The organism is Pseudorhizobium flavum, assembly GCF_044142885.1.
In the GTDB taxonomy this organism is placed as follows: Bacteria; Pseudomonadota; Alphaproteobacteria; order Rhizobiales; family Rhizobiaceae; genus Neorhizobium; species Neorhizobium flavum.
In genome coordinates this window covers 211,551-235,492 of record NZ_JBIOKZ010000003.1, presented here as the reverse complement: position 1 = coordinate 235,492, position 23,942 = coordinate 211,551, and the positions used below count along the sequence as shown (strand labels likewise).

Here is a 23,942-nt window from a genome sequence, read left to right as displayed (position 1 = left end):
TCACTCGTGGAGCCACATGCGCAGTGCCGAAAGCAGCTCCTGCGTATTGACGGGCTTGGCAAGGTAATCCGAGGCGCCCGCCTCCAGGCATTTCTCACGGTCGCCCTTCATCGCCTTGGCCGTCAGCGCGATGATCGGCAGGCGGCTGTGACGTTCGTCCTTACGGATTACCTGCATTGTCTCATATCCGTCCATGCCCGGCATCATGATATCCATGAGCACCAGCGAGAGGTCGGACTGGGCGTTGATGATCTCAATCGCCTCGCTTCCGGTCGTCGCCGTCAGCACTTTCATGCCGCGCCGTTCCAGAACGCTGCTGAGGGCAAAGATGTTTCGCGCGTCGTCATCGACGAGCAGCACCGTCTTGCCGGCAAGCTCCACGTCCGAACTATGCAGCTTCTCGAGCATGTCCTGCTTGGCGGGTGGCATGTCGGCGATTACCCGATGGAGGAAAAGGGAAGTCTCATCCAGCAGACGTTCCGGCGATTCCACACCCTTCACTACCACGCTCCGCGCCATGGTCTGAAGCCGGGCACTTTCGGTCGGGGAGAGGTCGCGTCCCGTGAACACGACAACGGGCACATCCGTCATCCTCACATCTTCGGAGATTTTCTCCAGCACCTCGAACCCGGACATGTCGGGCAGTGAAAGGTCGAGGACGACGCAGTCGACTGGCTCGTTCTCGAGTATTCGAAGCGCCTCCGAACCGGTACCGACACTGGTTATGTCAATATCGCTATGGCCGAGCAGGGCAGTGATGCTGAAGCGCTCGTTTTCGTCATCCTCGACAAGCAGGAGACGCTTCCGGCTGGTTTCCGAGAAGCTCTTCAACCTCGAGAAGACTTCTCCCAGTCCGTCACTTGTCGCCGGCTTATGGGTGAAGGCGAAGGCGCCGCGCGTGAGGCCATGCTGGCGGTCTTCGTCAACGCTGATGATCTGTACCGGGATGTGGCGGGTCTCGGGGCTCTGCTTCAATTGGCTGAGAACAGTCCAGCCGAGCATGTCGGGGAGGCAGATGTCAAGCGATATGGCAGTCGGACGATAATCCCGGGCCAGCGCCAGCGCATCCGTGCCGCGGCCGGCGATCAGCACCTTGAAACCCTTGTCGCGTGCAGCATCCCGCAGCAAGGAAGCATATCCGGCGTCATCTTCGACGACCAGCAGGATGGCATCGCGACCACTGATTTCGTAGCGATCGTCTTCGGGCACTTCACCGATGCCGTTGGAACGGCGCGCGAGCCCATGATTGTGGCTCTTCATCCCGCCCGTCCTGCTACGGACCGGCTGCGTCGCCGCCCCGACGAAGGTCAGCGGAAGGTAGAGCGTGAAAGTGCTCCCCTCGTCAGGAGTGCTGGAAAGCTGGATCTCGCCGCCCAGGAGGTTGGCAAGCTCGCGACTGATTGCCAGTCCCAGGCCGGTCCCGCCATAGTTCCTGCTCGTCGAGGCATCCGCCTGCTGGAATGCCTCGAAGATGATCTTCTGCTTCTCGACCGGAATGCCGATGCCGGTATCGGAAACATGGAAGGCGATGACGGCCGGGGCGTTCTTGAGGGAAGGGCGGCTCTCACTCCATCCACTTGCGGCCGTTTCAACTCTTAACTGGACACCGCCCTCGGAGGTGAATTTGAACGCGTTCGACAGGAGGTTCTTGAGTATCTGCTGCAACCGCTTGGCATCGGTGATCAGAGTGCGGGGCAGGCTGTCATCCAGGTCGACCGCGAACGTAAGTGCACGGGATTCCGCCTCGTGCCTGAATGGCCGCGCCATCACTTCGAGAAGATTGCCAAGGGCGATCTCCTCGGCTTCGACAGAGACCGTTCCGGACTCGATCTTCGACAGGTCCAGGATATCGCTGATAAGATTGAGAAGGTCGGTGCCCGCACCATGGATCGTCTTTGCGAATTCTACTTGCTTGGACGACAGGTTTCCGTCGGGGTTTTCCCCGAGCTGCTGCCCGAGGATCAGGATCGAATTGAGCGGCGTCCGCAGTTCATGCGACATGTTGGCCAGGAATTCGGACTTGTATTTCGAGGTGAGCGCCAGTTCCGTCGCCTTCTCCTCGAGAGCCCGTCTTGCCTGCTCGATCTCCTGGTTCTTCGCCTCCACTTCCACATTGCGTTCTTCCAGCTGCTGGGCCTTCTGCTCCAACTGCTCGTTGGTCTGCTGCAGTTCGCTCTGCTGCGTTTGAAGTTCCGCCGCAAGTTGCTGCGACTGCTGCAGCAAGGCTTCAGTCTGCATCGTTGCTTCGATCGAGTTCAGCAGGATTCCCATGGACGATGTGAGCTGTTCCAGGAAGGAAAGCTGCAGCTCGGTGAAGTTCGCGACGGAGGTCAGCTCAACCACCGCCTTGACCTGTCCCTCGAAGAGGATCGGCAGGACGATGGCGCTGCGCGGCAAGGCCGAGAAGGTTCCCGAGCCGATCGGCACGACGTTCTCCGGCATGTCGCTGATCAGGATCTGCCGGCCATCACGCGCACACTGCCCGATCAAACCCTCGCCGAGCTGCATCCTGCGCGGATGCGATTGGCCGACGCCGTCCGCGTAGGTCGCAAGCAGCACCAGTGCCGGTTCATCCACCTCCTGCTTCACTTGGTAGACGACGCCCTGATGTGCGCTGACCAGCGGCGCCAGCTCCCGTAGCAGCGTCTGGCCGACGAGAGCAAGTTCCCGCTGGCCCTGCAACGTGGTGGTCAGGCGAGCGAGGTTCGTCTTCAGCCAGTCCTGGTCGGTATTCTGCTCTGTGGTAAGCCGCAGATTACCGATCATCGTATTGATATTGTCCTTGAGCTCGGCGACTTCGCCCCTTGCCTGGACCTGGATAGACCGCGTCAGATCACCCTTGGTCACTGCCGTGGCAACCTCGGCGATGGCGCGGACCTGGGTCGTCAGGTTCGCGGCCAGAAGGTTTACGTTGCCGGTGAGATCTTTCCAGATACCCGCCGTACCCGGGACTCTCGCCTGGCCGCCCAGCCGCCCCTCGACGCCGACCTCTCGGGCAACCGAGGTCACCTGGTCGGCGAAGGTAGCAAGGGTGTGGGTCATGTTGTTGATGGTGTCTGCAAGGGCAGCAACCTCCCCCTTCGAGGCGACTGTCAGGTTTTGGGTGAGGTCACCATTTGCAACCGCCGTCACCACCTTGACGATGCCTCGGACCTGTTCGGTGAGGTTCGTCGCCATGACGTTGACGGTATCCGTCAGATCCTTCCACGTGCCCGCGACCCCGGGAACCTGGGCCTGACCTCCGAGCTTACCTTCGGTCCCAACTTCGCGGGCAACACGCGTCACTTCGCCGGCAAAGGCGTTCAACTGATCAACCATCGTGTTGATCGTGTTCTTCAGCTCGAGGATCTCGCCCTTTACCTCGACAGTAATCTTGCGGGACAGGTCACCGCGCGCAACTGCCGTGGTGACCTCGGCAATGTTGCGCACCTGCGTCGTAAGGTTGGCCGCGAGAAGGTTGACGTTGTCGGTCAGGTCCTTCCAGGTGCCCGCGACACCGGGGACGACGGCCTGGCCGCCGAGCCGCCCGTCCGTCCCCACCTCGCGAGCGACGCGCGTCACCTCGCCGGCGAAGGACCGCAACTGGTCGACCATCGTATTCAGCGTATCCTTCAGCAGGAGCATTTCGCCGCGCACGTCGACCGTGATCTTTCGGGAAAGGTCGCCGCCGGCGATCGCCGTCGCGACTTCGGCGATATTGCGGACCTGCGCCGTCAGGTTGCCCGCCATGGAGTTGACGTTATCGGTCAGGTCCTTCCACGTTCCGGCAACGCCCGGTACCTGAGCCTGGCCGCCGAGATTGCCCTCCGTCCCGACCTCGCGGGCGACCCGCGTCACTTCGCCGGCAAAAGCGTTCAACTGGTCCACCATCGTGTTGATGGTGTCCTTCAGTTCGAGGATCTCTCCCTTGACGTCGACGGTGATCTTCCGCGACAGGTCGCCGCGAGCAACCGCAGTCGTTACCTCGGCAATGTTGCGGACCTGATCGGTGAGGTTCGAGGCCATCGAATTGACGTTGTAGGTCAAATCCTGCCACGTTCCGGCAACGCCCGGCACCTGTGCCTGGCCACCGAGCTTCCCCTCCGTTCCCACCTCGCGCGCAACGCGCGTAACTTCCGAGGCAAAGCGGTTCAACTGGTCGACCATAGTGTTGAGAGTCTCCTTCAACTGAAGGATTTCACCCTTCACGTCGACGGTGATCTTCTTCGACAGGTCGCCATTGGCGATCGCTGTCGACACCTCGGCGATGTTGCGCACCTGAGCCGTCAGGTTGGATGCCATGGAGTTGACGCTGTCGGTCAGATCCTTCCACGTGCCGGCAACGCCGCGCACATTCGCTTGGCCGCCCAGCTGACCTTCGGTCCCGACCTCTCGTGCGACACGGGTCACTTCCGAGGCGAACCCGTTCAGCTGGTCCACCATCGTGTTGATGGTTTCCTTCAGTTCGAGAATCTCACCCGAGACAGTCACCGTGATCTTCTTCGAGAGATCCCCCTGCGCGACGGCGGTCGCCACCTCGGCGATGTTGCGCACCTGCGCCGTCAGGTTCGATGCCATGGAGTTGACGCTGTCGGTCAGGTCCTTCCACGTACCGGCAACGCCGCGGACATTGGCCTGGCCGCCCAGCTGACCCTCCGTCCCGACCTCGCGGGCGACGCGCGTGACCTCGCCGGCAAAGCCGTTCAGCTGGTCGACCATCGTGTTGATGGTCTCCTTGAGTTCAAGGATTTCGCCCTTCACATCAACGGTGATCTTCTTCGACAGGTCGCCGTTGGCGATCGCCGTCGAGACTTCAGCAATGTTGCGGACCTGAGCCGTGAGGTTTCCGGCCATGGAGTTGACGTTCTCGGTGAGGTCCTTCCAGGTTCCGGCAACGCCGCGCACATTTGCCTGACCGCCCAGTCGGCCCTCGGTACCGACCTCTCGGGCGACGCGCGTGACTTCACCGGCGAAGGAGTTCAACTGGTCGACCATCGTATTGATAGTCTCCTTCAGCTCGAGAATCTCGCCCGACACGGTCACCGTGATCTTCTTCGACAGGTCGCCGTTAGCGATCGCCGTCGAGACTTCAGCGATGTTTCGCACCTGGGCTGTCAGGTTGGAGGCCATGGAATTGACGTTGTCGGTGAGGTCTTTCCAGGTGCCGGCGACACCCGGCACTTTCGCCTGTCCGCCAAGCCTTCCCTCGGTGCCGACTTCACGCGCAACGCGCGTCACCTCGCCCGCAAACCCGTTCAACTGATCGACCATCGTATTGATGGTCTCCTTCAGTTCCAGGATTTCGCCCGACACGTCGACCGTGATCTTGCGCGAAAGGTCACCACGCGCCACGGCCGTGGTCACCTCGGCAATATTGCGAACCTGATCGGTCAGATTGCCGCACATGGCATTGACCGAGTCCGTCAGGTCCTTCCAGGTGCCCGCGACACCCGGTACGATCGCCTGGCCGCCAAGCTTGCCTTCCGTGCCGACTTCCCGGGCGACTCGCGTCACTTCCGACGCGAAGGACCGCAACTGGTCCACCATCGTGTTGATCGCTTCCTTCAACTGGAGGATCTCGCCCCGAACATCGACGGTGATCTTCTTGGACAGGTCACCATTCGCGACGGCGATCGTCACGTCGGAAATGTTTCGCACCTGCGCCGTCAGGTTCGACGCCATGGAATTGACGCTTTCGGTCAGGTCCTTCCAGACGCCGGTCACCTCTGGAACATGAGCCTGCCCGCCGAGCTTGCCATCCGTGCCGACTTCCCGGGCGACGCGCGTTACCTCTGAGGTGAAGACACCCAGCTGCCGGATCATACCGTTGACGATCTCCGCCGAACGCAGGAACTCCCCTTTCAGGGGGCGTCCATCGACATCGAGAGGCACCGTGTGGAGCAGGTCACCCTTGGCAACAGCCGAGATCGTTCGCGTCATAGCATGGGTCGGCCATACGAGATCGTCGATCAGAGCGTTGACGGAATCCTCCATGTCACTCCAGGCACCGCCCGAAAGGCTAAGCCGAACACGATTCTTCGTCCGCCCGTCCCGGCCCACGAGCTGGCCTACATGGTCAAGCTGTGCCGCCATGCGCTGATTGGCCGCGATGATCTCGTTGAAGGCATCCGCGACCCGGCCTGACAGGCCGGTATAGTCGGAGCTCAGCCTTGCTGTGAAGTCGCCTCCGCGAACCCGTTGCAGGACATCCAGCAAGGCCGCCAACTGCAATGCCTCGCCTGTGGACATGCCGGCTGATCCCTGGGATGAGACCATCTCGGCAGCTGACTGATCCGGATTGTCGGCCGAATTTTCACGTGCCTTGACCAACTGCGCCCCCTCAAAGTCGATACACGATCGGCAGAAAATAGGGCGGCGATCATCTGCGGCAACGGCCAGCGCGATTTACACGATCAAGTCGCCAGACCTGTCGTCCCAAAGATACAAAGGTTGTTGAGGGAAGGCTGTCGGAGAGCCCTTCTATGCTTCTTCCGCCGCCTTGTTTTCTCGACGACCCGCGACCGACTGGCGCTCGACGATGTGGCAGGCAAGTTCAACCCGGCGTGGCAGTGCAGGCGATCCCGCACATATGTCGCGCAGAAGATCCACTCCCGTCATCCCGATCTCCCGTGCCGGTATGTGCACCGTTGTCAACGGCGGGCTAAGGAAGGCGGCCTGGGGAAGATCGTCCATTCCCATCACTGACACGTCGTCAGGAACGCCATAGCCGGCGCGTTCAAGGGCACGCATGGTACCCACGGCAAGGCTCTCGCCGGCTGCCAGGACGGCGGTGAAGTCAAGCCCACGCTGCCCGATCCGATCCGAGATGACCTGATCGGCGAGTTCCGGCAGCCAGTCATCGACCGACATCACAAGGTCGTCCGGATGGGGCAGTCCATGCTGCGCCAGGGCGTCTCGCCATCCTTCCAACCGCCTAACGATGGTTCTGCGGCCCGGACGCATGAGAAACAGGATGCGCTCATGTCCTCGTTCGATCAGGTACTCCGTCGCCAGTTGGGCGGCCGACCTGTTGCAGGGGGTGACGCTTGAGAGCCTCATGAGCGGGTCATCGCCATTGATCAGAACGACCGGCTTGCCAACGTCGCGTGTGGCCGCAAGCATTCGCTCGTCATCCACCGTGAGGAACAGCAGGCCGGCAACCTCTTCATCAAGCCTAGCCTCCTCGAGGACCCTCTGCTCCTCGGCAGCGTCCGCCACGGGCCTGGTAACGATCTCGATCCCGACTGCCTCGGCCCTGTCACGGATCCCCTCAAGGACATAGAGCGTGAACTGATTTCGCACGTAATCGATCATCGCCGCACTGGAGGCCGCAAGAACGACCTTTGTCCCGGCCACCGGCTTCGGCAAGGCGTAATTCGCATCACGTGCCGCATCCAGAATACGCAGGCGAACATCCTCGCGGACGCCCTTCTCCCCGGAGAGGGCGCGCGACACGGTGCTGAGCGACACGCCGACCTTGGTCGCGATATCCTCCAGCCGTACGCGCCGCGGTTTCTTCCCGCGCTTGCCCATGCCGCCATTCATCGACGTCCCCTCCACATTTGACAAACTGCAAAAAATTTTCAGATTGCGCAAGAATTTTTCCAATGTTTACATCCGCCGCAACCGGAGGAGGCGCCAGTCCGACATTGGACGGAGTGGGAGGATGCACATGCAAGGATCGGCTGGAGAAATCCGCCGCAAGCTCGACCTGCTGGTCGCGGGGATGACCGGCCTGCGCCATGATGGTCGATTCGACGAGCCCAATCTTGACGGTAGCGCAGGCGACTACATCTCCTTCGACAGCTGGGAATGGCCGCAGGGCGTCGGCCTCTACGGCCTCATCCGCCTTTGGCTGTTCACCGGCCGCCAGGACCTGAGGCAACTGGTCGAGGACTGGTATGCCGAACGAATCGGTGCCGGACTGCCCTCCCTCAACGTCAACACCACAGCACCCATGCTGGGCCTTTCCGTTCTGTGGCGAGAGACCCGTGATCCGCGCTGGCAGAAGCCGCTCGATTCCTGGGCGGACCGCGTGATGACCGAGATGGGACGAACGGAGGAAGGTGCCTTCGAGCATCACGTCTCCGACAAGGTCAATCATCACGAATTATGGGATGATACGCTTTACATGGTGGCCCTGTTTCTCGCCTCCTACGGACAGGCAAGCGGTCGCCAGGAGCTCGTCGACGAGGCGGCGCGCCAGTTTCTCGTCCATGCCCGCTACCTTTCCGACCGCAAGACCGGCCTGTGGTTCCACGGCTGGACATTCGACGGCCGGCATAATTTCGCCAAAGCCCGCTGGGCACGAGGCAATGCATGGATCACTGCAGGCATTCTTGATCTGTTCGACTTGGCGGAGGTGGCGAGGCCCGTGAAGGATTTTCTCCTCGGTGTTCTCGTGGCGCAGGTAAACGCACTGCTACCGCTCCAGACAGTTTCCGGTGCATGGCGGACGCTGCTCGATGATCCGACCTCCTACGAGGAGATCTCTGCGACCGCGGGCATCGGCTACGGACTTCTCAAGGGGCACCGCTTGGGTTTGGGTACCGCGGAATGGCGCGTGGCGGGGCTAAAGGCCGTCGAGGCGGTGCTGAACAATATCGATGAGACCGGTACGGTACTCAACGTCTCCTACGGCACGCGGATGGGTCACGACCTGCAGTTCTACAGGGACATTCCTCTCCAGCCTACCGGCTACGGGCAGGCGCTGTCGATCCTTTGCCTGTCGGAAGCCCTTCGGCACATCGATGCAGGAGTGCAGGCAGCATGACGATGAAGATTCTCTACGGTGCGGGTCCGCAAGATGTTAAAGGCTACGATACCGAGCGGTTGCGTGCCGAGTTCCTCGTCGAGGATCTCTTTCGTCCCGACGCAGTGAGCTTCACCTATACCCATGTGGATCGACTGATCCTTGGCGGCGCAGTTCCGGTGTCGAAGACACTTGAGTTCGGAAGCGGCGAGGACATCGGAACTTCCCACCTCCTGTCCGCCCGCGAGATGGGCATCGCCAATCTCGGGGGCCCGGGCACCATCACCGTCGACGGCCAGAGCTTCGACCTCAACAATCGCGACGTGCTCTATGTCGGCCGGGGCGCACGAGCACTGACGGCATCGAGCGTATCGGCGGAGCGTCCAGCCCGCTTCTACATGAACTCGGTACCCGCCGGCGCTGACGTCCCGCACCGGCTCATCACGCAGGCGGGATCGAAGCCGCTTGACCTCGGGGATGCGCGGCGTTCCAACAAGCGCCAGTTGCGCATGTACATCCACCCGGAGGTCGCGCCGTCGTGCCTTCTGCTCATGGGGATCACCGATCTCGCCGAGGGCAGCATCTGGAACACCATGCCTCCACACCTGCACGAGCGGCGCATGGAAGCCTATTGCTACTTCAACCTATCGAAGGAGGACCGGGTGATCCACCTGATGGGGCGGCCCGAGGAAACCCGGCATCTGATTGTTGCCGACGGGAATGCGGTGCTTTCGCCGGCCTGGTCGATCCACATGGGCGCCGGAACCGGGCCCTACGCCTTCGTCTGGGGAATGACCGGCGAGAACCAGGAATACAACGACGTGGCACCTGTTGCCCTCTCCGAGTTGAAGTGAGCGCGAAACTGATGAACGCACAGACACACTGGATGCAGAAGGCGCTCAACCCTGGAGATCCCATCCGCTACTGGCAGTTGGGCACGCTCTCCGAAGAACGATTCGACGTGCCGGATGCACCGATGCAAGGGGAGATGGATCCCTTCTTCTTTCTCACCAAGGTGAAGAACTTCATCCCACATGAGTATCCGTGCCGCACCCAGTTTGCGGAGACCTACCGTGACAAGCGGCCCGATGTGCGCGGCATCTTCGAGGCATCCCGCTGGTGGCTGCCGTTCGACTCACCCCGCCTCGATCTCTCCGGCTTCTGGTTCCGCCCGACGCGGCTTGCGGCCTGGGCGCGGACGTATATCGAGGCAGATACCGCGGGAACTGCGGCGATCCGGCTCGGAACCTGCGGCGGCGCCGTCATCTGGGTGAACGGTGAAGAGATCGGCTGGATGGCGCCCTACAGCCGCAATCTCGAAGCTAAGCAGGAGTTCGACCTGCCACTCTCTCAGGGGCTGAACGAGATCACCATCTTCTTCGACGATCTCGCCGAACGCGACGCCCGCTACTTTTTCCAGATGGACTACCTTTCGGGCCCCGGCGCACGCCTTTCGCTCCCGGTTCCGGTGGCGGGTTCAGTGGCCGAAAGCCTGGAAGCAGCGCTTGACGGAATGCACTTCGACCGTCCCCACTATTTTAGCGGCGACATCGCGCTGAAGCTGGCGGCACCACTTCCCGTGGAGGTCCAGGTAAATGTCGCCATCGAAGGCGACTTCATGTCGACCGAACGCTTCGACCGCGACTTTGTCCTGGCGGCTGGCGCAACGGACCTGAACATTGGGCCCTCGGAAGCTTGCCCAGCCGATTTCCGCCATTTCCGTGTCACGCTGGATGCCGGTGGCTTCGTCGCTTCCCGTTCGCTGGGCGTCGAGATCTGCCATGTTGCTCGTCAGGGAACGGCGCCGGCAACTCTGTCCGGCCGGATCACTGAAGCCTTGGACGAGGTTTCCAAACATTCGGAACGCGACACGGTACGTGCCTTCGCCCGTCTCGCGAGCGGCCGTAGCGGATCCGAGACCGACGCCATGATTGAGGAGATTCTTCCCTCCATCGAAGACTGCCATGACTGCGCTGACTTCTCGCTGGTGCCGCTGATCTGGTCGAGGACGGTTTGGGGTGCAGACATCGGCGACGCGACGCGGAGCCGGATCGACGATGCCATTCTCCATTATCGCTACTGGATGGACGAGCCTGGCAACGATGTTCAGTGGTATTTCTCTGAAAACCACGCCCTGCTCTTCCACACCTCCGCTTATTTGGCCGGCCACCTGCTGCCCGAGGCAACCTTCGCCCGCTCGGGGCGTATCGGCCGGGAGCAGAGCCGGATCGGCGCCGAAAGAGTCAGGGCCTGGCTGGACCATTTCGAGAAGTGGGAAATGGCGGAATACAACTCCGCGCCGTACTTCCCGATCGATCTTAAAGGGCTGACGGCCCTCGCCGCGCTTTCCCCGGATACCGACATCGCCGAGCGGGCGAAAAGCGGGATCGTCCGGCTGTGCAAGGTCATTGCCCGCTCCGCCCATCACGGCATGGTGACGGCGGCACAGGGCCGGTCCTATGAGCATACGCTCTGCGCCGGACGGTCGCTGGAGCTTTCCGGTGTCGCGCGGCTTCTCTGGGGCAAAGGCTGGTACGGCCGGCGGATGCACGCCCTCCCGCAACTGGCCGTCTGCCTGCGCGATCATGGCCTGCAGGTGCCGGCAGACCTCGAGGCTATCGCTGATCACCGATACGCAACGCACCAGGAATGGCGCTTTGCCCAGGGCGAGAACCGCTTCGCCGCCCTCTACCACTACAAAGGCAAGCACTTTGCCATGGGGTCGGCGGTGCATTACCGATGGGACGATTGGGGATACCAGGAGACGATCCTGCACCTGCGCCTTGGCGAAAGACCCGAGGCTGCGGTCTGGATCAACCATCCGGGCGAAACGATCCAGTTCGGCTACGGCCGGCCATCCTATTGGGGTGGCTGCGGCACTGTTCCACGGGTCCAGCAGTATCGGGGTCTCGCAGTGCTCGAGTTCAGGCTGAAGCCGGAACAGCCGGATTTCACCCATGCCTGGTTCCCGCAAGCGGAGTTTGACGAGGTGCGGGTCTCGGGCCGCGCCGCGCTGGCGAAAAGCGGTGGAGGAGCCGTCTTCCTGAAGGGCAGCAGCGATCTGCTCCCCGTTGAAGAAGGTCCGTCCGCGGGTAGCGAGCTACGACAGCATGGCGCTAAAACCCGGTGGATAGTGCGAGTTAGCGAAGCTGAAGACCTGCAATCCGTTGAGCATCGCTTTTCTGCACTGGCACTGACGGAGGGGGCAGGCGATAGCTGGACGGTCGAGGATCCGGAATACGGCCCTGTCCGCTTCCTGGCGGACGGCTCGGTGGAGGCCGAGGGCCGGCGACTGCTGCGAAGTGATTATACGGTCGCAGGCGACACCACTATGATCTAACCCATGCTAACCGGACGGAAGGAGGCTCCGTCCACAAAGGGAGGAAATGAAATGAAAACAACGTCGATGATCGCGGGGCTTGCCCTCGCACTCTTGACATCCACGGCCGCAGTCGCCGGCGATGTCCGCGTCATGTGGTACTCCGATGGGGTCGAGGGCGAGGTCATGAAGGACCTCGTCGATCGATTCATGAAGGAGAACCCGGGGATCAACGTGATCCTCGACAATGTCGCCTACAGCGTCATCAAGGAGCAGCTGCCGGTGCAGTTGGAGGCCGGAAACGGCCCAGATATTGCCCGGGTCACGGCCATCAAGGACCTCGCCCGCCATTGGCTCGACCTGCGGCCGCTGGTGAAGGACGCCGCCTACTGGGACGAGAACTTCGGCGACAAGGCCGACTGGATGCGCCCGGATGGCTCTGACCAGATTTCCGGCTTCATGACTCAGCTGACGCTGACGGGCGGGTTCGCCAACAAGACGCTTTTCGATCAGGCGGGCGTCGAAGTCCCCGGACCTCAGGCGACCTGGGAGGAATGGGCGGAGGCGGCCAAGAAGGTGGCTGACAGCCAACAGGTCCCGTTCCCAATGGCGATCGACCGTTCGGGTCACCGCATCACGGCTCCCATGCTTTCTTATGGAGCAAACTATATCGGTGCGGACGGGAAGCCTGCCCCGCTCGACCAGGGTGGCAAGGACTTCCTGAGCAAGTTCGTGGGCTGGACCGAAGACGGCACTTTTGCCAAGGACGTATGGGTTTCGGCCGCGGGCAATACCTATCGCGCTGCAGCGGATGACTTCATCAACGGCCAGCTCGCCTTCTACTATTCAGGCTCATGGCAGGTCGCAAACCTGGCCACCAAGATCGGCGACGCCTTTGACTGGGTGGCAACCGGCAGCCCCTGCGGTCCCGCAGCCTGCACCGGCATGCCCGGCGGCGCGGCGCTAGTTGCTGTAAAGTACACAAAGAACCCGCAAGAGGTTGCGACCTTCATGGACTGGATGGCGCGGGAGGAGATCGTCAAGGAGTTCTCCGAACGGACACTCTTCCTGCCGGCCCACAAGGCGGTCGTGGAAAAGGGTGGCTTGGACTTCCAGACCGATAACGAGCAAGCCAAGGCGGCACTCGGAACATTTGTCGAGGCCTCCAAGGCAACCTCCGAGACGGCATTGAAGCTCCCCGCCTGGCGCTGGGCCGACACCGTCTATGCAGCCATCGTGACCCGTATCGGCCAAACGCTGGCGGGAGAATTGCCGCTTGAGGATGCCTTCGCACGCATCGACGCCGACGTTGCGCAGAAGGTGAAGGACAGCGGTCTCTAGATCGCTGAGACCGCTACAGGGAGGGCCCTGTATCACTGCAGTGATAAGGGCCCACGCCATTCCTCCTCTCCCGCTGGGAGAGGAGGACGTTAGGCCGCAGAGGTTAGGCGCGGAGAGGACAAGATATGAACAGCAGCAAGCGGTCCGCGCCGTCGCAGTTCGGCGCCATCATGATGGCGCCGGTCAACGGCCTCATGACCCTTGTGGACATACCTTTGCGGGCGTTGCAGAGGCTGACCGGAATAACGGGCATGGCAGCCTTCTTCCTGATGCCGAACATGCTGATCTTCGGCATTTTCGTGCTGCTGCCGCTCGCCATCAACTTCGTCTATTCCATGAGCGGAGGGACAGCGCTGTTCCTCTCGGAACGCAGCTTCGTGGGACTGGACCAGTACCAGCGCCTGTTTCAGTGCGGCTCCTATCTGGATCCGATGTCGTGCCAGGAAGACGCCTTCTGGACCGCCGTCGGGAATACGGCGTGGTTCGTCCTGCTTCAGGTTACATTGATGATCCTGCTGGCTCTGGCCACGGCTCTGATCCTCAATCGCGATCTGCGTGCCCGTTCCTTCTGGCGTGCGGTCTTTTTCTTTCCTGTCCTCCTTTCGCCTGTGGTCGTGGGCCTGATCTGGAAATGGATCCTGCAACGCCAGGGGCTGCTGAATTTCGCCCTCTTCGAACTCGGGATGGAGCCACACAACTGGCTCACGGACCGCACCTGGGCCTTTGCCGCAGCGGTGGGCGTATCGATCTGGGCCCATATGGGCTTTTACGCGCTCATCCTGCTCGCGGGCCTGCAGGCAATCCCGAAGGACCTCTACGAGGCGGCCGAGATGGACGGAACGAAGCCGGCGCGTGTCCTCTGGCGGATCACACTGCCGCTCCTGGCTCCCAACCTCCTGGTCGTCGTGGTGCTGGCGCTCATCAAGGCCGTTCAGGTGTTCGACGAAGTCTACGTCCTCACGGGCGGCGGGCCGGGCACGAGCACCCTCTACCTCACCCAATACATCTACGAGACCGGGTTTGCCTCGCAGCTGCGCAATCCAGGCCTTGCGGCCGCTGCCTCCATCCTGATGGGGCTGGTTCTGGTGGTGCTGACGCTGATCCAACTCGGCATTGGCCGCCGTTCGGAGGCGAAGGGGAAAAGATGATGGGATCGGCGGCACGCTTCATCTTCCGGCGCAGGGGAACAAGCGGAACGGGGAAAGGCTGGCATTGGACGGACATCGTGACTTGGGTCTGGCTCGTCGGCGGACTGCTGGTCATGTTCGGTCCCGCAGTATGGCTGGCCTTTTCCTCTTTCAAGACGCCGGCGGCACTGGCCGAGTTCCCGCCAACGATCCTGCCCTACGTGACGCAACAGGTAACCGTCGAGGGTTACGACAAGCCACTTGCCCTCTATGAGGCAGCCATGCCGGATGGGAGCACCCGCGTGCTTGCCGAAGTCCGTCGCATCGGCATCGTCAGCCAGATGGTCGACCCGCAGGCGCCGGGAGAAATCATCAGGGTCAACATCGCCGACCGGAAACCGGTGCGCACAATGTCCCTTGCGACGGAGAACTACACGCAGCCGTTCGTGCAATTCGACTTCGTCCAGTATCTCTGGAATTCGGTCTTCGTCACCGTCACGGCGACACTGATCACCCTCGTCGTCAATTCCATGGCAGCTTTTGCGCTCTCGAAGTACGAGTTCCGCGGCCGTACGCTAGCGATGCTCGTGATCCTCGCGACCCTGATGGTACCGCTATCGGTAATCATGGTGCCGCTCTACTCGATCATCTCGTCAATGGGGCTCTTCAACAACCTCTGGGGCGTGATCCTGCCAACGGTAGCGACGCCGACCGGCGTCTTCATCCTGCGGCAGTACATGCTGACCATTCCGGACGAGCTGATCGATGCGGCCCGTATGGACAAGGCATCGGAATGGCAGATCTATTCGCGCATCGTCCTTCCGCTTGCCGCACCTGCGCTCGCCGTGCTCGCCATCTTTTCCGTCGTCTGGCGCTGGAACGACTTCCTCTGGCCGCTGATCGTTCTCTCTCGCCGGGAGCTCTACACGCTGCAGGTCGGCCTGAGCATTTATGCGGGCGAGCTTAACGTGCAGTGGCACTTCATCCTCGCGATGACTGTCGTGACGATGATCCCGGTCGTCCTGGTATTCATCTTCCTGCAGCGCTTCATCACCACCGGCATCGCCGGTGCCGGACTGAAATAGGGATTCACAAATGGGCCAGATCAAGCTCACCAACATCAAGAAATCCTTCGGCGCCGTCGATGTTCTGCATGACATCAACCTTCACATAGACGATGGCGAACTGGTCGTCTTCGTTGGCCCGTCCGGGTGCGGAAAATCGACGCTCCTGCGGGTCATCGCAGGGCTTGAGCAGGTGAGTGGTGGGACACTTGAGATTGACGGGCGACGCGTCAACGACGTCACCGCCGCCGAGCGTGGCCTCGCCATGGTCTTCCAGTCCTACGCGCTCTATCCACATATGACGGTACGGCAGAACCTCGCATTCGGCCTCGAGAATTCGAAGATGCCGAAGGCGGAGATCGCCGAGCGGATCACGGAAGCGGCCCGCATGCTGGAGATTGAGGCATACATGGATCGGCGGCCTGGCCAGCTTTCCGGCGGCCAGCGCCAGCGCGTCGCGATCGGACGTGCGATCGTTCGGCGTCCCGTGGCATTCCTGCTCGATGAGCCGCTCTCCAACCTCGATGCCGAGTTGCGGGTATCGACAAGAGCTGAACTGGCCGCCCTTCATGCACGTCTGTCCTCGACGATGATCTATGTCACGCATGATCAGGTGGAGGCTATGACGCTTGCAGACCGCATCGTCGTCATGCGGGCCGGCAGGATCGAACAGGTCGGCACGCCGCTGGAACTCTACAACAAGCCGGCCAACCGTTTCGTCGCGGGTTTCATTGGCGCGCCGCACATGAACTTCCTGAGCGGCGAGATCCTGGAAGCGGCCGGCAGTTCCGCGGTTCTTTCCCTTGCCGGCGGGCATCGAATCGCACTGACGGCAGATGACGCCGGGCTGAAGGCGGGCCAGCAGGTAACGGTAGGTGTACGCCCGCAGCATCTTGCTTTGAGCCGGGATCCGGCCAGCCCCCGGATGACGGTGAGGCTCGTAGAGGCGCTAGGGTCTGAAACGGTGATCCATGGTGATATCCACGGCGAGCGGCTCCTGGCGGTTCTGCCCGGGCAGCAGGTCTATCGAGCCGGTGACGAAGTTCCTCTCGACTTTGATGCTGCGCCCCTGCACCTTTTCGATGAGCAGGATCTGCGGCTGTTGTCGACGAGACCCATAACGCAAAGTGGCGCAGCGGCCTGACGACACTCAGCTCCCGGCAGGGTGCAGCAGCATCAATGCCAACAGGGCCAACCCCGCAAGGAAGAGCGTTTCCGCGACAAGCAGGCCGATCGCACGCCTGCCTACGCGGAAGATGGAGGCCAGGGAGGTCTTGACACCGACGGCGGCGATTGCCGTCAGCAGCAGCCATTGCGAAAACACACCCGCCAACTGGCCCACGACCGGAGGGAACCCGATCAAGGAATTGATCCCGGCCAGGACTATGAAGACGGCGAGAAAGCCCGGGAAAAGAACGGGCGACGGTCCGGTTGCGCGGCTGCCACTGAATGCGAGCGCCGTAAGCAACACCACGGGCGCAAGCATGCTGACACGGATGAGCTTGACGAAGACGGCGGTCTCGCCGGCCGCGGGACTGACGGAGAATCCGGCGCCTGCAACCTGAGCGACATCGTGGATGGTTGCTCCCAGGAAGATGCCCGTGGCTAGATCGGAGAGGCCGATCAAGTCTGCAAGGATGGGATACAGGATCATGGCAATTGTCGACAGCATGGTGACGCCGATCACCACGAATGCCATCTCCCGCTCGGCCTCTTCGGAGCGCGACCGCCCAAGCACGGCTGCAATGGCCATCGCCGCCGACGCACCGCATATCGCGACGGCACCTCCCGTCAAGGTCCCGAAGCGCGCGTCCTGACCGAAGAGACGGGACGAAAGCAGGCCGAAGGCAACCGTTGCTGCCACCGCGGCTATCACGAGGAGAATCAGGCCGAATCCCAAATCACCGATCAGCGCGGCGCTGATGCGAAGCCCGAGCAGCGCCACCCCCGCCCGCAGAAGGTTGCGCGAGGCGAAATCCAGCCCCGCAGTAGTCCTGGGATCGTCCGACAGGAAGTGAAGGGCGAGGCCGATCAGGATCGCCAGCAGCATCGCTGGCGCATCGTAATGCTCGGAGAGAAACGCGGCGGCGAGCGCGACCAGAATGGAAACCGCGACGCCACGGAAATACCTGCGCCAGGCGTCATGGACGCCAGCCACGAACAGGGGCAATCTCAGTTCCTTCCTGCAAAACGACCAAGCATGCCGCGGGAGTAGCAAAGGGGCTCCCCATCCCGCAAGGCAACCCGAAGCACGCGCCCGAGAATAAGGCTATGGTCTCCGGCATCGTGCGTGGCGGAACGCCGGCATTCGAACCGCGCGAGGGTATCACACAGGGTGGGAACCCCTTCTTCACTTGTCGTCCATGGAAGGCCCGCGAAACCCGCCCCACCACGCGAAAATGCCTGACACAGGTGATCCTGTTCGGCCGCCAGGACATGAATGGCGAAATGAACCGCCTGCTGGAAGGAACCATGCTTCGAGGAACTCTTCGCGGGCGACCACAACACCAGCGGGGGCTCAAGCGACACCGATGTGAAGCTGTTCACGGTCATGCCAATGGGCCCCTGGTCAGTCATGGCTGTGACCACGGTGATGCCTGTAGTGAAACTGCCGAGTGCATCCCGGTAGGCGCGCTCGTTGCCGCGTTCCGGTACGAACAGCCTTTCGGAACTGCAGGGGGATGCGATCGCGCCCATCACGGCACCTCCCGGCCAAGTGCCAGACTGTAGAGTTCGAACCATGTCTGCCGATCCAGCACCACCCTGCTTGCCTCCGCGAGGCTTCCGATACGCTGTGGATTGTTCGTTCCCAAAATCGGGAGGATCTTCGCAGGATGGCGCAGAAGCCAGGCTACCGCGACCGCTCCCGACTCGACCTCCTGCTCCGAACCGATCCGCTGCAATGCGGCCAGAAGCTCAGGATTTCTACCAGCCAGCAACGCGCCCCCGCCGAGCGGTGACCACGCCATGACCGGAATCATTTGCTCGTAGAGGAAGGCAAGATCACCGTTGGTGAAGGCTTCAGCGGCCAGGAGGCTCATCTCGATCTGATTGGTAATCAGCGTCGATTCCATGGACGATTGCAGAAGCGAGAAATCCCATGGCCGGAAGTTTGACACGCCCACGGCTCGAACCTTACCCGATTGCACGAGCGCATCGAGTGCCGCACCCGTCTCGTGGGGATCAAGAAGAGGATCGGGCCGGTGGATGAGGAACAGGTCGAGGTAGTCCGTTGCCAGATCACGAAGAGAGGCTTCGACGGAAGCGTTGATGTGATCTGCGCTGGTATCGTAATGCTTCACCCGAGCCGCTGCATGACGTCCGAATGGACCTATTATCCCGCACTTGCTGACAATCTCGATTCTGTCGCGCAGACCTGGCGCCGTTTTCAGCGCAGCGCCGAGAATGGCCTCGGCTTGATAGCCGCCGTAGATATCCGCCTGATCCATGGTCGTGATCCCCTGTTCGAGACAGGCTTCGACTTTGGCTATGACATGAGCGGGTGACGTCTCAGGATCATCTCCCAGGCGCCACATCCCGTAGACGATCCGGCTGACCTCCAGCTCCGGAGAAAGCGTTATGCGTTCCATCAGACGCGTTCTCCTGTCCCTAGCGGCGTCGCCGGCGTCTGGCTCGGCACCCTGCCATAGGCATGGGGCAGCGAGCATGTCCTCAGATGGGGGAGCACCTTGGAGCCGAAGTGTCGCGCTTCGTCCATATGAGGGTAACCCGAGAAGATGAACGCGCGGATCCCCATCTTGCGATAGGCCTCGATCTCCGACAGGACCTGGTCGGCGGAACCGACAAGTGCAGCGCCGCAGCCGGAGCGGGCACGCCCTATCCCTGTCCACAGATGCGGCTCGACGTAGCCAAACTGGTCTGCAAGTTCTCGCGCTCGCGCCTGATGGGCGACACCGAGAGAGATGCTGTCATGGGCACGCGAACGGATCAGCTTTCCGTACTCGTCGTCCAGCTTCGACACGAGGTGCTTGGCATAGTCTCTCGCTTCCTGCTCCGTATCGCGCACGATCACATGCACGCGCAATCCGTAGTCCAGCACCCGGCCATGAGCTTCGGCGCGGGCATGGACGGCGCGCATGCGTTCTGCCAGTTGATCCTTGGGCTCCGGCCACATGAGATAGACGTCACATTGAGCGCCGCACAGTTCGAGCGCATCGGGCGAATAGCCGCCGAAATAAAGAAGCGGTCCGCCATTCTGCTGGTAGGGCCTGGCCGGATCCGTCGGCACGTTCCTGAACTGGTAGACCTCTCCTTCGTGATCAATCCTGTCGCGCGTCCAGGCCTGCCTCAGGATTTCCACGACCTCATGGCTGCGCTGGTAGCGATAGCTGCTGTCGGCCACTTCGCCCGGGAAATCGGAACTGATGACATTGAGCGTCAAGCGTCCCTTCAGCATATGATCGAGCGTGGCGATGGTACGCGCCAGCATGATCGGCTGCATTTCTCCGCACCTTATGGCCGCGAGCATGTTTATGCGGCTGGTAATCGGTGCGCAGCCCGCGACGAAACTCAGCGTGTCCTGCCCGACCTGATAGGACGAGGGGCACAGGATGTTGCGAAAGCCCAGCTCCTCTGCCTGCTGCACGATCCCAGAACAGTGTTCCCAGCTGGACCTCAGGCGCCCGTCCGGAACCCCGAGATATTCGTAATCGTCGGAGCAGAGAGCGGCGAACCAGGATATTTCGGACCCATCAAGATCGGCAGAGCGCACCGGCACCACAGTCATCGAATTCCTCCCGATGATTTTGTCCTTGCGTAACACCCGACTTGATGTAAATCAATAGTGTATCAATTTCCGCAGCTGAGTCCGTCGGATCCAATGCAGCAAACGGCAGGCAGCCTTCCGATCTACCTTCAGATCACGGAGCTTCTTATCCGCGATATCGCGGCCGGCCGCCTGATTGACGGCGAAAAGCTGCCGCCGGAGCGTGAGATGGCGGAAAACCTCGGGATCGCCGTCGGCACCTTGCGGAAGGCACTCTCGGAGCTCCAAGCGCACGGGATGCTTGAACGCGTCCAGGGCTCGGGCAACTACATTCGCGCGGTGAGTGATCCGAAGAGTGTCTACGCCATGTTCAGGCTCGAACTCCTTGATGGGGGTGGACTGCCGACTGCCGAAGTCCTTGATGTCGCACGCATGCGCAAGCCAGACGGCCTGCCGCGATTCGGAACGAGCGCCGATGCTCATCGAATACGCCGGCTTCGCCGCCTGTCCGGGAAGCCGGCCGCTATCGAGGAGATCTGGCTAGACGGATCCTATGTGGACCGGATCGAACGGGAAGACCTGTCTGAGTCCCTCTACCTCTATTACCGGACGAGGATCGGCCTCTGGATCGTCCGCGCCGAGGATCGCATCGGGCTAGATGTCGTGCCGGACTGGGCGCCGAAGGCGTTCCGGCCTCTCCCCGGCGCCGCCGCCGTCCATGTCCTCAGAATTAGCGAAGACCAGGAGGGCCGCCGCGCGGAAATATCGCGCACCTGGCTCGATCACGAAGTCGCTCGCTATGTCTCACGGCTTAAATAGGAAAGCTCAACATGAAACTGCTGTACGGCGTTATCGGCTGCGGGATGATGGGACAGGAACATCTGCGCAATATTGCACTTCTACCTGACGCCGAAGTGGTCGCGATCTTCGAACCGGATGCCACGATGCGTCAGCGGGCAGCGGCGATCGCTCCTCAAGCGGTTTTTGTGGCCTCCATTCCCGAACTGCTACAGATCAACGCCATCAACTGCCTGCTGATCGCCAGCCCGAACCATGTACACCTGGAGCAGTTGGAAGAGGTAGCCTCCATCCGCCCGCTTCCCGTTCTCGTGGAGAAACCTCTGTTCACGAGTATGCAGGAGCTACCGAGGCTGGAGGCGCTGCGCAGCCGCTACCTCGCGCCGATCTGGGTCGCTATGGAGTACCGCTACATGCCTCCGGTGGCCCGGCTGATCAGCGAAGCGGAGGAGGCGACCGGCGGAATCCGGATGCTGACCATTCGCGAACATCGCTTCCCGTTCCTGCAGAAGGTCGGCAACTGGAACCGCTTCAACGATCAGACAGGCGGTACTCTGGTGGAGAAATGCTGCCACTTCTTCGATCTTATGCGTCATATCCTGAAATCGGATCCGATCCGGATCACGGCATCGGGCGGACAGGCTGTCAATCACCTGGACGAGGTCCATGACGGTCGCAGGTCCGATGTGTGGGACCACGCCTACGTCCTTGTCGACTTCGATACCGGTGCCCGCGCAATGCTCGAGCTTTGCATGTTTGCAGAAGGAGCACGCTATCAGGAAGAAATCTCGGCGATCGGACCGCACGGGAAGATCGAGTGCAAGGTGCCCGGGCCTGGCAGGTTCTGGCCACAACACCTTGGCGCTCCTCCGATCGCCCAGGTCATCATCTCGCCGCGCGATCCGAAAGGTCCGAGGAAGCTGGAAATCCCGGTCGATCCGCTGCTTCTGGAGGCCGGAGACCACAACGGCTCGACTTTCTATCAGCACCAGCGCTTCCAGAGGGCCGTTGCAGGCCAGGCACCCGTCGAGGTTACGCTCGACGATGGGCTCTGGGCCGCCTTCATGGGCAAGACGGCCCAGGAAGCGGCAGCGTCGAACCGCGTGATCGAGGTTCCACCGATCCGGCAGGCCGAACGCATCACCGCCTGACAATCCTGCCGCCCTCCGCGGCAGCCAACCAAACGGTCTACGCTGCGCCCCGCCTTTACGTGCGGAGCGGCGTCCGACGCTCAACTATTTCATCGCGGCCCGGCGGTGGTCGACGTCACGGCCATTCTACACAACGCCATATCCGATCGAAATGGCCTGTCGGCTGATGGCGACGCCCCCAACGCTGCGACGAAACGTCTCTCCTCTGAACCGTTCGGCAGGGTTCTTGTGCATAAAATCTAATCGACATCCGACGGCTTTCCGCTATTGCAATCTGCATTTGCTTATTTGGTGCGCAGTCAGTGGTGTGATCATGGTCAATGTAGACGAGAAGCTTGAGCCGGTCCTTCAGGAGGTACTGCGGCGCAACGCAGGCGAACTGGAGTTCCATCAGGCCGTAAGGGAAGTCCTGGAGAGCCTTGGAAGGGTGATTGCAAAGCACCCGCGCTACCTGGAGAATGCGCTGATCGAGCGCATCTGCGAGCCGGAACGACAGATCATCTTCCGCGTGCCCTGGGTCGACGATGAGGGCCAAGTTCAGATCAATCGCGGCTTTCGGGTCCAGTTCAATTCGGCGCTGGGCCCTTACAAGGGCGGCATCCGCTTCCATCCATCCGTCAATGTCGGCATCATCAAGTTTCTCGGCTTCGAACAAACCTTCAAGAATGCTTTGACCGGCATGCCGATCGGTGGCGGCAAGGGGGGCTCCGACTTCAACCCCCGCGGTCGATCGGATGGCGAGATCATGCGCTTCTGCCAATCCTTCATGACCGAGCTTCACCGCCATATCGGTGAATATACGGACGTGCCGGCAGGCGATATCGGCGTCGGTGGACGCGAGATCGGCTACATGTTCGGGCAGTACAAGCGTCTGACGAACCGCTACGAAGCAGGCGTACTTACCGGCAAGGCCCTCTTCTACGGGGGCTCCCGCGCAAGGACGGAAGCGACCGGTTACGGCAACACCTACTTTGTCCAATCCATGCTTGCCACGAAGGGCCAGAGTTTCGATGGAAGGAACGTCGTCGTGTCCGGCTCCGGCAACGTCGCGGTCTATACCGTAGAGAAGGTACAGTCCTTCGGCGGCAAGGTCCTCGCGGTCTCCGACAGTTCCGGCTATATCGTGGACGAAAATGGTATCGACCTGAAGCTCCTGAAGGAAATCAAGGAAGTTCGCCGCGCCCGCATCTCCGACTATCTCCGCGCCAAGGGCGAAGGCAAGGGCGTCTACTTCGTCAAGGCCGACACCGGCTCCATCTGGGATGTACCCTGTGATGTTGCTATGCCGTCTGCGACGCAGAACGAACTGACCGGCGCCGACGCGAAGACGTTGGTGAAGAACGGCCTCGTCGCACTGGGCGAAGGCGCAAACATGCCTTGCACGCCGGAAGCGATCCGCATCTTCCAGGAAGCCGGCGTCCTTTTCGCTCCCGGCAAGGCTGCGAACGCGGGTGGCGTCGCCACCTCTGCCCTCGAGATGCAGCAGAACGCCTCGCGCGACAGCTGGACCTTCGAACAGACCGAGGCACGCCTCGCGGTGATCATGAAGAACATCCATGACACCTGCGCCGGCACTGCTGACGAATACGGCGCACCTGGCGACTATGTCCTCGGCGCCAACATCGCCGGTTTCGTCAAGGTTGCGCAGGCCATGGACGCGCTTGGCGTAATCTGAGCGGCCGTAC

General features: G+C 61.6%; 15 protein-coding genes and 1 pseudogene. 10 read left to right on the top strand and 6 right to left on the bottom strand.

Translation table 11 applies throughout. The features are described 5' to 3' along the window. Window positions 1–6,201: pseudogene (locus ACEPP2_RS08050) on the bottom strand (HAMP domain-containing protein); the annotation flags it as partial. Window positions 6,202–6,459: 258 nt separating this feature from the next. Beyond that, window positions 6,460–7,512, bottom strand: a complete 1,053-nt coding sequence (locus tag ACEPP2_RS08045; RefSeq protein ID WP_395516432.1) for a LacI family DNA-binding transcriptional regulator — start codon at window positions 7,510–7,512, stop codon at window positions 6,460–6,462. Between the two features lie 139 nt (window positions 7,513–7,651). Here ACEPP2_RS08045 and bglB point away from each other — a divergent pair, with 139 nt between their 5' ends. The 7 genes from bglB (at window position 7,652) to ACEPP2_RS08010 (ending at window position 16,726) form a co-directional block, all read left to right on the top strand. Beyond that, window positions 7,652–8,752, top strand: coding sequence for a beta-galactosidase BglB (gene bglB / locus ACEPP2_RS08040; RefSeq protein WP_395516268.1), 1,101 nt, complete (start codon window positions 7,652–7,654; stop codon window positions 8,750–8,752). Further along, a complete protein-coding gene (gene kduI / locus ACEPP2_RS08035) occupies window positions 8,749–9,585 on the top strand; it encodes a 5-dehydro-4-deoxy-D-glucuronate isomerase (protein WP_395516267.1) in 837 nt (278 codons plus the stop codon). Before bglB ends, kduI begins: the two co-directional genes overlap by 4 nt. An 11-nt stretch (window positions 9,586–9,596) precedes the next feature. Continuing rightward, window positions 9,597–12,071 carry a hypothetical protein gene (locus ACEPP2_RS08030; RefSeq protein WP_395516266.1) on the top strand — a complete coding sequence of 825 codons (2,475 nt, stop codon included), beginning with the start codon at window positions 9,597–9,599 and terminating at the stop codon, window positions 12,069–12,071. Between the two features lie 51 nt (window positions 12,072–12,122). Further along, on the top strand, window positions 12,123–13,391 hold the full coding sequence (locus tag ACEPP2_RS08025; protein ID WP_281977087.1) for an ABC transporter substrate-binding protein: 1,269 nt from the start codon (window positions 12,123–12,125) through the stop codon (window positions 13,389–13,391). 125 nt (window positions 13,392–13,516) lie between these two features. Continuing rightward, window positions 13,517–14,539, top strand: coding sequence for a carbohydrate ABC transporter permease (locus ACEPP2_RS08020; protein ID WP_395516265.1), 1,023 nt, complete (start codon window positions 13,517–13,519; stop codon window positions 14,537–14,539). After that, the gene (locus ACEPP2_RS08015) at window positions 14,539–15,603 is read left to right on the top strand and encodes a carbohydrate ABC transporter permease (RefSeq protein ID WP_281977251.1); all 1,065 of its coding nucleotides are present in this window, start codon (window positions 14,539–14,541) and stop codon (window positions 15,601–15,603) included. Before ACEPP2_RS08020 ends, ACEPP2_RS08015 begins: the two co-directional genes overlap by 1 nt. Window positions 15,604–15,613: 10 nt before the next feature. Beyond that, window positions 15,614–16,726, top strand: a complete 1,113-nt coding sequence (locus tag ACEPP2_RS08010) for an ABC transporter ATP-binding protein (RefSeq protein ID WP_395516264.1) — start codon at window positions 15,614–15,616, stop codon at window positions 16,724–16,726. Window positions 16,727–16,732: 6 nt separating this feature from the next. Here the strand turns inward: ACEPP2_RS08010 and ACEPP2_RS08005 are convergent, their stop codons facing one another. The 4 genes from ACEPP2_RS08005 to ACEPP2_RS07990 are packed head-to-tail and all read right to left on the bottom strand — an operon-like array spanning window position 16,733 to window position 20,329. Further along, window positions 16,733–17,752 (bottom strand): YeiH family protein, encoded by a 1,020-nt coding sequence (locus ACEPP2_RS08005; RefSeq protein WP_395516263.1) that lies wholly within the window; start codon window positions 17,750–17,752, stop codon window positions 16,733–16,735. Window positions 17,753–17,754: 2 nt separating this feature from the next. Then, on the bottom strand, window positions 17,755–18,279 hold the full coding sequence (locus ACEPP2_RS08000; protein WP_281977082.1) for a flavin reductase family protein: 525 nt from the start codon (window positions 18,277–18,279) through the stop codon (window positions 17,755–17,757). After that, window positions 18,279–19,172, bottom strand: coding sequence for an aldo/keto reductase (locus ACEPP2_RS07995; protein WP_395516262.1), 894 nt, complete (start codon window positions 19,170–19,172; stop codon window positions 18,279–18,281). The genes ACEPP2_RS08000 and ACEPP2_RS07995 overlap by 1 nt, the downstream gene beginning before the upstream one ends. Next, window positions 19,172–20,329, bottom strand: a complete 1,158-nt coding sequence (locus ACEPP2_RS07990; protein ID WP_281977080.1) for an LLM class flavin-dependent oxidoreductase — start codon at window positions 20,327–20,329, stop codon at window positions 19,172–19,174. Before ACEPP2_RS07990 ends, ACEPP2_RS07995 begins: the two co-directional genes overlap by 1 nt. Window positions 20,330–20,422: 93 nt before the next feature. Between ACEPP2_RS07990 and ACEPP2_RS07985 the strand changes: the two genes are divergently transcribed. The 3 genes from ACEPP2_RS07985 (at window position 20,423) to gdhA (ending at window position 23,932) form a co-directional block, all read left to right on the top strand. Continuing rightward, a complete protein-coding gene (locus ACEPP2_RS07985) occupies window positions 20,423–21,127 on the top strand; it encodes a GntR family transcriptional regulator (RefSeq protein ID WP_395516261.1) in 705 nt (234 codons plus the stop codon). A gap of 11 nt (window positions 21,128–21,138) precedes the next feature. Next, window positions 21,139–22,257 carry a Gfo/Idh/MocA family protein gene (locus ACEPP2_RS07980; protein WP_395516260.1) on the top strand — a complete coding sequence of 373 codons (1,119 nt, stop codon included), beginning with the start codon at window positions 21,139–21,141 and terminating at the stop codon, window positions 22,255–22,257. A 313-nt stretch (window positions 22,258–22,570) separates the two neighbouring features. Further along, window positions 22,571–23,932 (top strand): NADP-specific glutamate dehydrogenase, encoded by a 1,362-nt coding sequence (gene gdhA, locus ACEPP2_RS07975; protein ID WP_395516259.1) that lies wholly within the window; start codon window positions 22,571–22,573, stop codon window positions 23,930–23,932. Window positions 23,933–23,942 lie beyond the last annotated feature (10 nt).

Coding starts and splice junctions, on each gene's coding strand:
- ACEPP2_RS08045 (WP_395516432.1), bottom strand. CDS start 7,512: ATGGGCAAGCGCGGGAAGAAACCGCGGCGCGTACGGCTGGAGGATATC.
- bglB (WP_395516268.1), top strand. CDS start 7,652: ATGCAAGGATCGGCTGGAGAAATCCGCCGCAAGCTCGACCTGCTGGTC.
- kduI (WP_395516267.1), top strand. CDS start 8,749: ATGACGATGAAGATTCTCTACGGTGCGGGTCCGCAAGATGTTAAAGGC.
- ACEPP2_RS08030 (WP_395516266.1), top strand. CDS start 9,597: ATGAACGCACAGACACACTGGATGCAGAAGGCGCTCAACCCTGGAGAT.
- ACEPP2_RS08025 (WP_281977087.1), top strand. CDS start 12,123: ATGAAAACAACGTCGATGATCGCGGGGCTTGCCCTCGCACTCTTGACA.
- ACEPP2_RS08020 (WP_395516265.1), top strand. CDS start 13,517: ATGAACAGCAGCAAGCGGTCCGCGCCGTCGCAGTTCGGCGCCATCATG.
- ACEPP2_RS08015 (WP_281977251.1), top strand. CDS start 14,539: ATGGGATCGGCGGCACGCTTCATCTTCCGGCGCAGGGGAACAAGCGGA.
- ACEPP2_RS08010 (WP_395516264.1), top strand. CDS start 15,614: ATGGGCCAGATCAAGCTCACCAACATCAAGAAATCCTTCGGCGCCGTC.
- ACEPP2_RS08000 (WP_281977082.1), bottom strand. CDS start 18,279: ATGGGCGCGATCGCATCCCCCTGCAGTTCCGAAAGGCTGTTCGTACCG.
- ACEPP2_RS07995 (WP_395516262.1), bottom strand. CDS start 19,172: ATGGAACGCATAACGCTTTCTCCGGAGCTGGAGGTCAGCCGGATCGTC.
- ACEPP2_RS07990 (WP_281977080.1), bottom strand. CDS start 20,329: ATGACTGTGGTGCCGGTGCGCTCTGCCGATCTTGATGGGTCCGAAATA.
- ACEPP2_RS07985 (WP_395516261.1), top strand. CDS start 20,423: ATGCAGCAAACGGCAGGCAGCCTTCCGATCTACCTTCAGATCACGGAG.
- ACEPP2_RS07980 (WP_395516260.1), top strand. CDS start 21,139: ATGAAACTGCTGTACGGCGTTATCGGCTGCGGGATGATGGGACAGGAA.
- gdhA (WP_395516259.1), top strand. CDS start 22,571: ATGGTCAATGTAGACGAGAAGCTTGAGCCGGTCCTTCAGGAGGTACTG.